General features: G+C 61.7%; 12 protein-coding genes. All 12 read left to right on the forward strand.

Annotated elements, in window-relative coordinates; genetic code table 11:
* Positions 1–80 precede the first annotated feature (80 nt).
* The 12 genes from HX812_RS31325 to HX812_RS31380 all read left to right on the forward strand — a co-directional run bounded on the left by HX812_RS31325 (position 81) and on the right by HX812_RS31380 (position 12,569).
* Positions 81–1,556, forward strand: a complete 1,476-nt coding sequence (locus HX812_RS31325) for a sigma-54 dependent transcriptional regulator (RefSeq protein ID WP_016975634.1) — start codon at positions 81–83, stop codon at positions 1,554–1,556.
* Positions 1,557–1,667: 111 nt separating this feature from the next.
* The gene (locus HX812_RS31330; RefSeq protein ID WP_038847751.1) at positions 1,668–2,879 is read left to right on the forward strand and encodes a PAS domain-containing sensor histidine kinase; all 1,212 of its coding nucleotides are present in this window, start codon (positions 1,668–1,670) and stop codon (positions 2,877–2,879) included.
* Positions 2,880–2,886: 7 nt separating this feature from the next.
* Complete coding sequence (locus HX812_RS31335) at positions 2,887–4,263, forward strand: sigma-54 dependent transcriptional regulator (RefSeq protein ID WP_038847741.1); 1,377 nt, start codon at positions 2,887–2,889, stop codon at positions 4,261–4,263.
* 132 nt (positions 4,264–4,395) lie between these two features.
* On the forward strand, positions 4,396–4,725 hold the full coding sequence (gene fliE / locus HX812_RS31340; protein ID WP_015885194.1) for a flagellar hook-basal body complex protein FliE: 330 nt from the start codon (positions 4,396–4,398) through the stop codon (positions 4,723–4,725).
* A gap of 16 nt (positions 4,726–4,741) precedes the next feature.
* On the forward strand, positions 4,742–6,520 hold the full coding sequence (gene fliF, locus HX812_RS31345; RefSeq protein WP_038847743.1) for a flagellar basal-body MS-ring/collar protein FliF: 1,779 nt from the start codon (positions 4,742–4,744) through the stop codon (positions 6,518–6,520).
* Positions 6,513–7,532, forward strand: a complete 1,020-nt coding sequence (gene fliG, locus HX812_RS31350) for a flagellar motor switch protein FliG (protein WP_010563975.1) — start codon at positions 6,513–6,515, stop codon at positions 7,530–7,532. The genes fliF and fliG overlap by 8 nt, the downstream gene beginning before the upstream one ends.
* 10 nt (positions 7,533–7,542) lie before the next feature.
* Complete coding sequence (gene fliH, locus HX812_RS31355; RefSeq protein ID WP_038847745.1) at positions 7,543–8,307, forward strand: flagellar assembly protein FliH; 765 nt, start codon at positions 7,543–7,545, stop codon at positions 8,305–8,307.
* Positions 8,297–9,655, forward strand: coding sequence for a flagellar protein export ATPase FliI (fliI, locus tag HX812_RS31360; protein WP_038847746.1), 1,359 nt, complete (start codon positions 8,297–8,299; stop codon positions 9,653–9,655). The genes fliH and fliI overlap by 11 nt, the downstream gene beginning before the upstream one ends.
* 3 nt (positions 9,656–9,658) lie before the next feature.
* Positions 9,659–10,108: a flagellar export protein FliJ gene (gene fliJ, locus HX812_RS31365; RefSeq protein ID WP_016975640.1), complete on the forward strand. Its 450-nt coding sequence runs from the start codon at positions 9,659–9,661 to the stop codon at positions 10,106–10,108.
* A gap of 65 nt (positions 10,109–10,173) precedes the next feature.
* Positions 10,174–10,479 carry an STAS domain-containing protein gene (locus HX812_RS31370; protein ID WP_038847747.1) on the forward strand — a complete coding sequence of 102 codons (306 nt, stop codon included), beginning with the start codon at positions 10,174–10,176 and terminating at the stop codon, positions 10,477–10,479.
* Positions 10,476–12,194: a fused response regulator/phosphatase gene (locus HX812_RS31375; protein ID WP_038847748.1), complete on the forward strand. Its 1,719-nt coding sequence runs from the start codon at positions 10,476–10,478 to the stop codon at positions 12,192–12,194. Before HX812_RS31370 ends, HX812_RS31375 begins: the two co-directional genes overlap by 4 nt.
* 30 nt (positions 12,195–12,224) lie before the next feature.
* The gene (locus HX812_RS31380; protein ID WP_038847749.1) at positions 12,225–12,569 is read left to right on the forward strand and encodes an Hpt domain-containing protein; all 345 of its coding nucleotides are present in this window, start codon (positions 12,225–12,227) and stop codon (positions 12,567–12,569) included.
* Positions 12,570–12,674: the final 105 nt, after the last annotated feature.

Here is a 12,674-nt window from a genome sequence, read left to right on the forward strand (position 1 = left end):
CTAGTAAGTAATTAATCTTACAAGTGTCTCGATTGCCCGCATTCCTGGGCAGGAAGTTTTACTAGGGAAGTTGCTATTGCATGTGGCGTGAAACCAAAATTCTGCTGATTGATGACGATAGCGTCCGCCGCCGCGATTTAGCGGTGATTTTGAATTTTCTTGGCGAAGAAAATCTGCCCTGCGGCAGCCATGATTGGCAGCAGGCGGTCAGCTCATTGTCATCGAGCCGTGAAGTCATTTGTGTGCTGATCGGGACGGTAAACGCTCCTGGCGCTGTTTTGGGCTTGTTAAAGACACTGTCAACCTGGGATGAGTTCCTTCCCGTGTTGCTGATGGGCGATATTTCTTCCGTCGACCTGCCTGAAGACCAGCGCCGCCGGGTACTTTCCACCCTGGAAATGCCGCCCAGCTACAGCAAATTGCTCGACTCCCTGCACCGTGCCCAGGTCTACCGCGAGATGTACGACCAGGCCCGCGAGCGCGGTCGCCATCGCGAACCCAACCTGTTCCGCAGCCTGGTCGGCACTAGCCGTGCCATCCAGCACGTGCGCCAGATGATGCAGCAAGTGGCCGACACCGACGCCAGCGTGCTGATCCTCGGCGAGTCCGGCACCGGCAAGGAAGTGGTCGCGCGCAACCTGCATTACCACTCCAAGCGCCGCGACGGGCCTTTCGTGCCGGTCAACTGCGGGGCGATCCCGGCGGAGCTGCTTGAAAGCGAACTGTTCGGCCACGAGAAGGGCGCCTTTACCGGTGCGATCACCAGCCGTGCCGGGCGTTTCGAGTTGGCCAACGGCGGTACGCTGTTCCTCGACGAAATCGGCGACATGCCGCTGCCGATGCAGGTCAAGCTGCTGCGTGTGCTGCAGGAGCGTACCTTCGAGCGCGTGGGCAGCAACAAGACCCAGAGTGTCGACGTACGCATCATCGCGGCCACCCACAAGAACCTCGAAAGCATGATCGAGGTCGGCAGCTTCCGCGAAGACCTGTACTACCGCCTCAACGTATTCCCGATCGAGATGGCCCCGCTGCGCGAGCGCGTGGAAGACATCCCGCTGCTGATGAACGAACTGATCTCGCGCATGGAGCACGAGAAGCGCGGTTCGATCCGCTTCAACTCCGCCGCGATCATGTCCCTGTGCCGCCACGGCTGGCCGGGCAACGTGCGCGAGCTGGCCAACCTGGTGGAGCGCATGGCGATCATGCACCCCTACGGTGTAATCGGCGTGGTCGAACTGCCAAAAAAATTCCGTTATGTCGACGACGAAGACGAGCAACTGGTCGACAGCCTGCGCAGTGACATGGAAGAACGGGTGGCCATCAATGGTCATGCTCCGGACTTCAGCAACACGGCCATGTTGCCGCCCGAAGGCCTGGACCTGAAGGACTACCTCGGCAACCTGGAACAAGGCCTGATCCAACAGGCCCTGGACGACGCCAACGGCATCGTCGCCCGTGCCGCCGAGCGCCTGCGTATTCGTCGCACCACCCTGGTGGAGAAGATGCGCAAGTACGGTATGAGCCGCAAAGAAGGTGATGAACAGGCGGATGATTGACGCCTGTTTTTCAACTGACTGAAAACTAAGCCTATTTTTTTTAGGCACGGGTATTGCTACAGCCCTCGCAACGTTCCGTTTAACTGACGGTCAGCCAAGCGAGAGAGCATGATGCCCCACGCCGCCCAACATTCTTCCAGTCCTGCCATTGCGGGGCTGGTTCCTTCTGTAGAACAGCAAAGTCGCCAGGGCCTGGAACAGACCTTTTCGCTGTTCAACCAGATGTCCAGCCAATTGACCGATTCCTACAGCCTGCTTGAAGCCCGGGTGTCCGAGCTGAAAGGCGAGTTGGCGGTGGTCAGTGCCCAGCGCATGGAAGAGCTGGCCGAGAAAGAGCGCCTGGCCAACCGTCTGCAAAATCTGCTGTCACTGCTGCCTGGCGGTGTGATCGTCATCGACGAAGAAGGCCGTGTGCGCGAAGCCAACCCGGCTGCCTGCGACATGCTTGGCCTGCCGCTGGAAGGCGAGCTGTGGCGGCATGTCATCACCCGCTGCTTTGCGCCGCGTGAAGATGACGGTCACGAAATCTCCCTGAAGGATGGCCGCCGTTTGTCCATCGCCACCCGTTCCCTGGACGCGGAGCCGGGCCAACTGGTGCTGCTCAACGACCTGACTGAAACCCGTCACCTGCAAGACCAGTTGGCGCGGCATGAGCGTTTGTCTTCCCTGGGGCGCATGGTCGCTTCTTTGGCGCATCAGATCCGCACGCCGCTGTCGGCTGCCCTGATCTACGCCAGTCATTTGACTGATGAGCAATTGCCCGCGGCCACCCATCAACGGTTTGCCGGTCGCCTCAAGGAGCGCCTGCATGAGTTGGAGCACCAGGTGCGCGACATGCTGGTGTTTGCCCGTGGCGAATTGCCGCTCACCGACCGCATCACGCCGTCCGCGTTGATGCAGGCCCTGCAAGCGGCCGCCGCCACCCATATCCAGGACGTCCAGGTGCGCTGGCAGTGCGACAGCCATCTCGGTGAGTTGCTGTGCAACCGCGACACGCTGGTGGGGTCGCTGCTCAACCTGATTGAAAACGCCACCCAGGCCAGCGGCCCCGGCGCGCGGCTCAAGGTGCACCTGTACAACCGTGGGCAAAACCTGCGCCTGTGCATCAGCGACAGCGGCAGTGGTATCGAGCCCGCTGTGTTGCAGCGCCTGGGCGAACCGTTTTTCACCACCAAGACCAACGGTACGGGCCTGGGCCTGACCGTGGTCAAGGCAGTGGCACGTGCCCATCAGGGAGAATTGCAACTGCATTCCCGCGTTGGGCGTGGCACCTGTGCATTGATGACCTTGCCGCTGTTTTCCAGCGCGGCAAGCGCGGAGTAGAAAGGTTATGGCTATCAAGGTTCTGTTGGTGGAAGACGATCGCGCCCTGCGTGAAGCATTGGCTGACACGCTGCTGTTGGCGGGCCATGACTACCGGGCGGTCGGTTCTGCCGAGGACGCCTTGGAGGCGGTGGAGCAGGAGTCCTTCAGCCTGGTGGTCAGTGACGTCAACATGCCCGGCATGGACGGCCACCAGTTGCTCGGCCTGCTGCGTGCGCGTCAGCCGCAGTTGCCGGTGTTGCTGATGACTGCCCATGGCGCCGTTGAGCGTGCGGTCGACGCCATGCGTCAAGGTGCGGCGGATTACCTGGTCAAACCCTTCGAACCTAAAGCGCTGATCGAACTGGTCGCGCGGCATGCCTTGGGCGTGATCTCGGCCAGTGAAGGCGAAGGCCCGATTGCCTTCGAGCCGGCCAGCGCACAATTGCTGGAGCTGGCGGCCCGCGTGGCGCGCAGCGATTCCACTGTGTTGATTTCCGGCGAGTCCGGCACCGGCAAGGAGGTGCTGGCGCGTTATATCCACCAGCAATCGACCCGCGCCAAGCAGCCGTTTATCGCGATCAATTGCGCGGCGATCCCCGACAACATGCTTGAAGCCACGCTGTTCGGCCATGAAAAGGGCTCCTTCACCGGCGCCATCGCGGCCCAGGCAGGCAAGTTTGAACAGGCCGACGGCGGCACCATCCTGCTCGATGAGATTTCGGAAATGCCCCTGGGCCTGCAAGCCAAGTTGCTGCGGGTGCTGCAGGAGCGTGAGGTTGAGCGCGTCGGCGCGCGTAAGCCGATCCAGTTGGATATCCGCGTGGTCGCCACCACCAACCGCGACCTGGCGGGCGAAGTGGCGGCGGGGCGTTTCCGTGAAGACTTGTTCTACCGGCTCTCGGTGTTCCCGCTGGCCTGGCGCCCGTTGCGCGAGCGCCCGGCAGATATCATTCCGCTGGCCGAGCGCCTGCTGAACAACCACGTCAAAAAAATGAAGCATGCCCAGGCGCGCCTGTCGGTCGAGGCTCAGGCGTGCCTGATCGGCTATCCGTGGCCCGGTAATGTGCGGGAATTGGACAACGCCATCCAGCGCGCGCTGATCCTGCAACAGGGCGGGCTGATCCAGCCCCAGGATTTTTGCCTGGCGATGGGCAGTGGTGCTGCGCCGCTGCCGACCTTGGCGCCGGCGCCCGGGGTGGTCGAAACCGAGACCGCTGGCGCCCTGGGCGACGACCTGCGTCGCCGTGAATTCCAAATGATCATCGACACCCTGCGCTCTGAGCGCGGTCGTCGCAAAGAGGCTGCCGAACGCTTAGGGATAAGCCCGCGCACCTTGCGCTACAAGCTGGCGCAGATGCGCGATGCCGGGATGGATGTGGAAGCGTATCTGTTCGCCACATAACCGGTAACAAGGTCGACAAGGTTTGTCGCCTTTTCTTACGAGTTGGTACAGAGCTGGCACCCTTGTTGCTACCTCCCCTAGTAATTGCGGCGTAGCGTCAAAAAACATGCGGGTTGTCGGAGAGAGAAGTTCATGAGCCAGGGTATTGAGTTCAATCGGTTGATGTTGGATATGCGCTCCATGCAAATGGATGCCATGGCTCAGCCGAAATCCGTCGCGCCAGCGCCGGAATTGGGCCAAAGCAGCTTTGCCGACATGCTCGGCCAGGCCATCAACAAAGTCAGTGACACCCAGCAAGCCTCCAGCCAGTTGGCCAACGCCTTTGAAATCGGCAAAAGCGGCGTGGACCTCACCGATGTGATGGTCGCCTCGCAAAAAGCCAGCGTTTCCTTCCAGGCCCTGACCCAAGTGCGTAACAAGCTGGTTCAGGCCTACCAAGACATCATGCAGATGCCGGTTTAAGGACGAGATTTAAGTCATGGCAGAAGCAGTCGTGGACAACGCACCCGCCAAGGCAGACGGCAAGCCGCCGCTGTTTGGCCTGTCGTTCCTGGAAAACCTCTCCGAAATGACCATGCTGCGTCAGGTGGGCCTGATGGTCGGCCTGGCGGCCAGCGTGGCGATTGGTTTTGCCGTGGTGTTGTGGTCGCAGCAACCTGATTACCGGCCGCTGTACGGCAGCCTGGCGGGCATGGATTCCAAGCAGATCATGGAAACCCTGGCCGCCGCCGACATCGCCTACACCGTGGAACCCAACTCCGGGGCCCTGCTGGTCAAGGCCGACGACGTGGCCCGTGCGCGCATGAAACTCGCCGCCGCCGGCGTGACCCCGTCCGACAGCAACATCGGTTTCGAGATCCTCGACAAGGACCAGGGCCTGGGCACCAGCCAGTTCATGGAAGCCACCCGCTACCGTCGTGGCCTGGAAGGCGAACTCGCGCGCACCATCTCCAGCCTGAACAACGTCAAGGGTGCCCGCGTGCACCTGGCTATTCCGAAAAGCTCGGTATTTGTGCGCGACGAGCGCAAGCCAAGCGCTTCGGTCTTGGTTGAGCTGTTTGCCGGCCGCTCCCTGGAGCCTGGTCAGGTCCTGGCGATCGTCAACCTGGTCGCCACCAGCGTGCCAGAACTCAGCAAGTCGCAGATCACGGTGGTCGACCAGAAGGGCAACCTGCTGTCCGATCAGGGCGAAAACTCCGCGCTGACTCAAGCCGGCAAGCAGTTTGACTACAGCCGCCGCGTCGAAAGCATGCTCACCCAGCGTGTGCACAACATCCTGCAACCGGTGCTGGGCAACGATCGCTACAAGGCTGAAGTGTCCGCCGATGTGGATTTCAGCGCCGTCGAGTCGACCTCCGAGCAGTTCAATCCGGACCAGCCTGCTTTGCGCAGCGAGCAGTCCACCAGCGAACAACGCACCGCCGCCAATGGTCCGCCGCAAGGTGTGCCGGGTGCCCTGAGCAACCAGCCGCCAGCCCCGGCCTCTGCGCCGCAAACCACCGGTGGCGTTACTGCCAGCGCTGGCGCGATCCAGCCAGGTCAGCCATTGTTGGACGCCAACGGCCAGCAGATCATGGACCCGGCCACCGGCCAGCCGATGCTGGCCCCGTACCCGGCGGACAAGCGTAACCAGTCCACCAAGAACTTCGAACTCGACCGCTCCATCAGCCACACCAAGCAGCAACAGGGTCGCGTCAATCGCCTGTCGGTGTCGGTGGTGGTGGATGACCAAGTCAAGGTCAATGCCGCTGACGGCGCCGTTACCCGTGCCCCCTGGACCGCCGACGAATTGGCGCGCTTCACTCGCCTGGTGCAGGACGCTGTAGGTTTTGACGCCAGTCGGGGTGACAGCGTCAGCGTGATCAACATGCCGTTCTCCGCCGAGCGTGGCGAAGTGATCGCTGAACCGTCGTTCTACTCGCAGCCGTGGTTCTGGGACATCGTCAAGCAAGTGTTGGGCGTGTTGTTCATCCTGGTGCTGGTGTTTGGCGTACTGCGCCCGGTGCTCAACAACATCACCGGCAACGGCAAGAAACAGCTGGCCCTGGCCGGTGGCGACGTGGAATTGGGTGGCATGGGCGGCCTGGACGGCGAACTGGCCAACGACCGCGTGAGCCTCGGCGGCCCGCAAAGCATCCTGTTGCCAAGCCCGAGCGAGGGTTACGACGCTCAGCTGAACGCAATCAAGAGTCTGGTGGCAGAAGACCCGGGCCGTGTGGCCCAGGTCGTGAAAGAGTGGATCAACGCAGATGAGTGATAATCGAGCCGCTGTTGCCAAGCTCACCAAGGTCGACAAAGCCGCAGTCTTGCTGCTGTCCCTGGGTGAAACCGACGCCGCCCAAGTGCTGCGCCACATGGGCCCTAAAGAGGTTCAGCGTGTCGGCGTGGCCATGGCGCAGATGCGCAATGTGCACCGCGAGCAAGTCGAGCAGGTGATGAGCGAGTTCGTCGAGATCGTCGGCGACCAGACCAGCCTGGGCGTCGGCTCCGACAGCTACATCCGCAAGATGCTCACCTCGGCCCTGGGCGAAGACAAGGCCAACGGCCTGATCGACCGCATCTTACTGGGTGGCAATACCAGCGGCCTCGACAGCCTGAAATGGATGGAACCGCGCGCCGTGGCCGACGTGATCCGCTACGAGCACCCGCAGATCCAGGCGATCGTGGTGGCTTACCTCGACCCGGACCAGGCCGGTGAAGTGCTCGGCCACTTCGACCATAAAGTGCGCCTGGACATCATCCTGCGCGTGTCGTCGCTTAACACCGTGCAGCCGGCGGCCCTGAAAGAACTCAACACGATTCTGGAGAAGCAGTTCTCCGGCAACTCGAATGCCTCGCGCACCACCCTGGGCGGTATCAAGCGCGCGGCCGACATCATGAACTTCCTCGACAGCTCGGTCGAAGGCCAGTTGATGGACTCGATCCGCGAGATCGACGACACCCTGTCCGGCCAGATCGAAGACCTCATGTTCGTGTTCAACAACCTCTCCGATGTCGACGACCGTGGCATCCAGGCGTTGCTGCGCGAAGTGTCCTCCGACGTGCTGGTGCTGGCCCTCAAGGGGTCGGACGAAGGCGTCAAGGAAAAGATCTTCAAGAACATGTCCAAGCGCGCCTCGGAACTGTTGCGCGACGACCTGGAAGCCAAAGGCCCGGTACGCGTCAGCGACGTGGAAACCGCGCAGAAAGAAATCCTCACCATTGCCCGCCGTATGGCCGAAGCCGGAGAAATCGTTCTCGGCGGGAAGGGCGGCGAAGAAATGATCTAAGGCGCCTCTCATGTCGAACAAAGATGAGGCGCCCAGCGATCTGATTCGCGCACGGGACGTCGGTGGGTTCGACATCTGGTCGTTGCCCAGCTTCGATCCGCATGTGCCCGAGCCCGAGCCTGAACCGGTTGAAGAGCCACCGGCGGAAATGGAAGAAGTGCCGCTGGATGAAGTCCAGCCACTGACCCTGGAAGAGTTGGAAGCGATCCGCCAGGAGGCTTACAACGAGGGCTTCGCGGCGGGTGAAAAAGATGGTTTTCGCAGCACCACCCTCAAGGTCCGCCAGGAAGCCGAGGAGGCGCTGAGCGTCAAGTTGGCCAGCCTGGAGCGCTTGATGGGCGGGCTGTTCGACCCCATCGCCGAGCAGGACTCGCAGATCGAAAAAGCCATGGTCGAGTTGGTGCAGCACATCGCCCGCCAGGTGATCCAACGCGAGTTGGTGCTGGACTCCAGCCATATCGAAAGCGTGATGCGCGAAGCCCTCAAGCTGCTGCCCCTGGGCGTCGGCAATGTACGGCTGTACATCAATCCGCAGGATTTCGAACAGGTCAAAGCCCTGCGCGAGCGCCATGAAGAAACCTGGCGCATCGTCGAGGACGCGTCGCTGCAACCCGGTGGTTGCCGCGTCGAGACCGAGCACAGTCGTATTGATGCCACGGTGGAAACCCGCATAAGCCAGATCATGGCCAAGCTGCTGGACCAGGCCCACGAGCAGGTATTGAACCCGGCAGAGCCGGACCTCAGCCTGGACCTGGACGCCCCTGATGCGCCTTGATCGCACCAGCTTCGCCAAGCGCCTGAGTGGTTACGCCGAAGCCACCGAGTTGCCTGGCCAGCCGATCCTTGAAGGACGCCTGCTGCGCATGGTCGGCCTGACCCTCGAAGCCGAGGGCCTGCGCGCCGCCATGGGCAGCCGCTGCATGGTGATCAACGACGACAGCTATCACCCGGTGCAGGTCGAAGCCGAGGTAATGGGCTTTTCCGGCAGCAAGATTTTCCTGATGCCCGTGGGCAGTTTGGCGGGCATTGCCCCCGGCGCCCGCGTGGTGCCCTTGGCCGACACCGGCCGCCTGCCGATGGGCATGAGCATGCTCGGCCGCGTGCTTGACGGCGCCGGTCGCGCGCTGGATGGCAAAGGTGGCATGAAAGCCGAAGACTGGGTGCCGATGGACGGCCCCACCATCAACCCGCTCAACCGTAACCCCATCAGCGTGCCGCTGGACGTGGGCATTCGCAGCATCAACGGATTATTGACGGTCGGCCGTGGCCAGCGTCTGGGCCTGTTTGCCGGTACCGGCGTAGGTAAATCAGTACTGCTGGGCATGATGACGCGTTTTACCGAGGCCGACATCATCGTGGTCGGGCTGATCGGTGAGCGGGGCCGCGAGGTGAAGGAATTCATCGAGCACAGCCTGGGTGAAGAAGGCCTCAAGCGCTCGGTCGTCGTCGCGTCTCCAGCGGACGATGCACCGCTGATGCGCCTGCGCGCCGCCATGTACTGCACGCGCATCGCCGAATATTTCCGCGACAAGGGCAAGAACGTCCTGTTGCTGATGGACTCGCTCACACGTTTCGCCCAGGCCCAGCGGGAAATTGCCCTGGCCATCGGTGAGCCGCCGGCCACCAAGGGCTATCCGCCGTCGGTGTTCGCCAAGCTGCCCAAACTGGTGGAGCGTGCCGGTAACGCCGAAGCCGGGGGTGGCTCGATCACCGCGTTCTATACCGTGCTGTCCGAAGGCGATGACCAGCAGGACCCGATTGCCGACTCGGCGCGGGGCGTGCTCGACGGTCACATCGTGCTGTCGCGGCGCTTGGCTGAAGAAGGGCATTACCCGGCCATCGATATCGAAGCGTCCATCAGCCGGGTGATGCCGGCGGTGGTGACGCCGGAACACATGATCCGCGCACAACAGTTCAAGCAGCTGTGGTCGCGCTACCAACAGAGCCGCGACCTGATCAGCGTCGGCGCCTACGTGGCGGGCGGCGATCGCGACACCGACCTGGCCATCGCCCTGCAACCGCAGTTGGTGACCTACCTGCGCCAGGGCCTCAACGACAAGATCAGCATGGGCGAAAGCGAAGCGCACCTGCAGTCGATCTTCGCCCCGGCGCCGGGCGGCTAAGCCATGGCCAACAGCCGCGCCGCGCGCCTGGCACCGGTGGTGGACATGGCCGAAAAGGCCGAGAAAACCGCCGTGCAGCGCCTGGGTTACTTCCAGGGGCAGGTGCGCTTGGCGGAAAGCAAGCTGGGCGACCTCGAGCGCTTTCGCGGCGAGTACCAGCAGCAGTGGATCGAGCGGGGCTCTAAAGGTGTGTCCGGCCAATGGCTGATGGGCTATCAGGGCTTTCTCAACCAACTGGAAACGGCCGTCGGCCAGCAGCGCCAAAGCCTGGCCTGGCACCAGAACAACCTCGATAAAGCCCGCGAAAGCTGGCAAGCGGCGTTTGCCCGGGTTGAAGGCCTGCGCAAACTGGTGCAGCGCTATATCGACGAAGCACGCGCGCTTGAAGACAAGCGCGAGCAAAAGCTGCTCGACGAACTGTCCCAGCGCATGCCGCGCAAAGACGTCTATTGAAAGTTGCCCGCGGCGCCTTCACCTGCTAAACCTTGTGTCATTGCCAAAGACAAGGAAGCAGTCGCATGTCAGTCGAGTCAGAAGTATCCCTGGATGGGAAGAAGTTGACGATCGCGGTCAAGGGCCGGTTCGATTTCGGCAGCCACCAGACGTTTCGTGATGCCTACGAGCGTTTCTACAAGGTGCCCGAGTTGTACGTCGTCGATTTGAAGGAAACTACCTACATGGACAGTTCCGCCTTGGGCATGCTCCTGCTCCTGCGTGACCACGCCGGTGGCGACGAGGCGGAGGTCCGGGTAGTCAACAGTAACTCCGACGTGCGCAAGATCCTCGCCATCTCCAACTTCGACAAACTGTTCGACATCAGTTGAGCGCCCTGGCCCCGGTCCTTGAACCGCTGACGATCCTGATCGCCGAAGACAGCGCCGCCGACCTGCTGTTGCTGTCGACCATCATCCGGCGCCAGGGTCATCAGGTGCTCACGGCTACTAACGGCGCTGAGGCAGTCGAAGTGTTTACCCGTGAGCGCCCGCAACTGGTGTTGATGGACGCGCTGATGCCGGTGATGGATGGCTTTGAGGCGGCGCGGCGAATCAAGCAGTTGGCGGGCGAAGAGCTGGTGCCGCTGATTTTCCTCACCTCCCTGCGCGAGAGCGAAGCCCTGGCCCAGTGCCTGGATGCCGGTGGTGATGACTTCCTGCCCAAACCCTACAACCAGCTGATTCTCGCGGCGAAGATCAACGCCATGGACCGCCTGCGCCGGTTGCAAGCCACGGTCCTGCAACAGCGCGACCTGATCGCCAAGCATCACGACTATCTTCTGCATGAGCAGCGGGTGGCCAAGGCGGTGTTCGATAAGGTTGCGCATTCGGGTTGTATCAACGCCGCGCCGAATATCCGTTACCTGCAATCGCCCTATGCGCTGTTCAACGGCGACCTGCTGCTGGCGGCTTACACGCCGTCCGGCGATATGCATGTGCTGCTCGGCGACTTCACTGGCCATGGCCTACCGGCGGCGGTGGGCGCCATGCCCCTGGCTGAAGTGTTCTACGGCATGACGGCCAAGGGCTACGGACTGGCGCAGACCCTGCGCGAGATGAACGCCAAGCTCAAGCGCATCCTGCCGGTGGACATGTTCTGCTGCGCCACTCTGTTGTGCCTGAGCACGCAGCGGCGGGTGGTGGAGGTGTGGAACGGCGGGATGCCCGAAGGCTACGTGCATGAAATCGCCAGCGGCAAACGCACGCCGCTGGAATCGCGGCATTTGCCGCTGGGCGTGCTATCGGCCGAAGCCTTTGATGATCGTACTGAAGTCTGGCCCATGGCCCTGGGTGATCGGGTGTTCCTGTTGTCCGATGGCGTGCTGGATACCGCCGATGCCAACGACCAACTGTTCGGCGCCGAACGTTTGCAGCAGGTGTTTGCCGCCAATCGCGAGCCTGATCGTTTATTTGAAGATATCGAACAGGCACTGGCGGCGTTTCGCGGTGAAGTGCGCGATGACGTGAGCCTTGTGGAAATCACCTTGCAGCCTGGCCAGCCTCTGCGTGCCTCGGGCCCGTTGTATGCGGACAGTGGGCAGTCGTGCCCGCTGGATTGGTCGGTGAGTTTCGAATTCCGCGCTGAAACGTTGAAGCGTTACAACCCGTTGCCCTATCTGCTGCAACTGTTGTTGGAGATCCATGGCCTGCGCGAGCAGAGCGGGGCGTTGTACAGCGTCATGGCTGAGCTGTATTCGAATGCGCTGGAGCATGGCGTACTGGGCCTGGATTCTCGGCTCAAGCGTGATGCCCAGGGGTTTGCCGAGTATTACCGTCAGCGTAATGACCGCCTGGCGCAGCTCGACAGCGGGTATATCCGGGTGCATGTGCAGGTGGTGCCGACGGCGGCGGGTGGGAAGATGACCTTGCGCATCGAAGACAGCGGTCCGGGGTTTGATGTGGAGCAGGTGCTGGCGCGGCCGCTGGATATCGACCGTCTGTCTGGCCGGGGCTTGAGCCTGGTACGTCAGTTGAGCAGCGATGTAGGCTGGTCGGATGGTGGGCGCAGTGTGTGCGTGGAGTTTTGCTGGGGGGCTCTGGCATAATCCGCCGATTCTTGATCAAGGAGCGAGCAAGTGGTTGATCTACATCTGGACCCGCAGGTGCTGTCGGGTTTGCAGGAAGTCATGGAAGGCGAGTATCCGAAGTTGCTGGATACCTTTCTTGATGATTCCCAGAAGCGTGTCGAGGCGCTGCGCAAGGCCAGGGATGATGCGAAGGCGTTGGGGCGGATTGCGCATAGTTTCAAGGGGAGTAGTGGGAATCTTGGGGCGGTGCGGTTGGCGCAGTTGTGTCAGCGGTTGGAGGTTGAATCCGTTGAGTCCAATGCGGATTTGGGGGCGTTGGTGGATCAGATTGATCATGAGTTTGCGTTGGTGAAGCCGTTGTATGAGACGGAGCGGCAGCGGTTTCAGATTTGATTGAGTACATATCCATTTTTTATGTAACGGCGGCTTATGGTTCCGCTCTTACAGCGGGTCACTTTTGGAAAGGCCCAAAAGTAACCATGGGCCTGTCTCCCTGCA

The sequence above is a fragment of the Pseudomonas sp. IPO3749 genome, assembly GCF_013386605.1.
GTDB classification, from domain to species: domain Bacteria; phylum Pseudomonadota; class Gammaproteobacteria; order Pseudomonadales; family Pseudomonadaceae; genus Aquipseudomonas; species Aquipseudomonas azotoformans_A.

What these genes read in the sequence shown, in the direction of transcription:
- HX812_RS31325 (WP_016975634.1), top strand. Translation starts at nt 81, where the DNA reads ATGTGGCGTGAAACCAAAATTCTGCTGATTGATGACGATAGCGTCCGC.
- HX812_RS31330 (WP_038847751.1), top strand. Translation starts at nt 1,668, where the DNA reads ATGCCCCACGCCGCCCAACATTCTTCCAGTCCTGCCATTGCGGGGCTG.
- HX812_RS31335 (WP_038847741.1), top strand. Translation starts at nt 2,887, where the DNA reads ATGGCTATCAAGGTTCTGTTGGTGGAAGACGATCGCGCCCTGCGTGAA.
- fliE (WP_015885194.1), top strand. Translation starts at nt 4,396, where the DNA reads ATGAGCCAGGGTATTGAGTTCAATCGGTTGATGTTGGATATGCGCTCC.
- fliF (WP_038847743.1), top strand. Translation starts at nt 4,742, where the DNA reads ATGGCAGAAGCAGTCGTGGACAACGCACCCGCCAAGGCAGACGGCAAG.
- fliG (WP_010563975.1), top strand. Translation starts at nt 6,513, where the DNA reads ATGAGTGATAATCGAGCCGCTGTTGCCAAGCTCACCAAGGTCGACAAA.
- fliH (WP_038847745.1), top strand. Translation starts at nt 7,543, where the DNA reads ATGTCGAACAAAGATGAGGCGCCCAGCGATCTGATTCGCGCACGGGAC.
- fliI (WP_038847746.1), top strand. Translation starts at nt 8,297, where the DNA reads ATGCGCCTTGATCGCACCAGCTTCGCCAAGCGCCTGAGTGGTTACGCC.
- fliJ (WP_016975640.1), top strand. Translation starts at nt 9,659, where the DNA reads ATGGCCAACAGCCGCGCCGCGCGCCTGGCACCGGTGGTGGACATGGCC.
- HX812_RS31370 (WP_038847747.1), top strand. Translation starts at nt 10,174, where the DNA reads ATGTCAGTCGAGTCAGAAGTATCCCTGGATGGGAAGAAGTTGACGATC.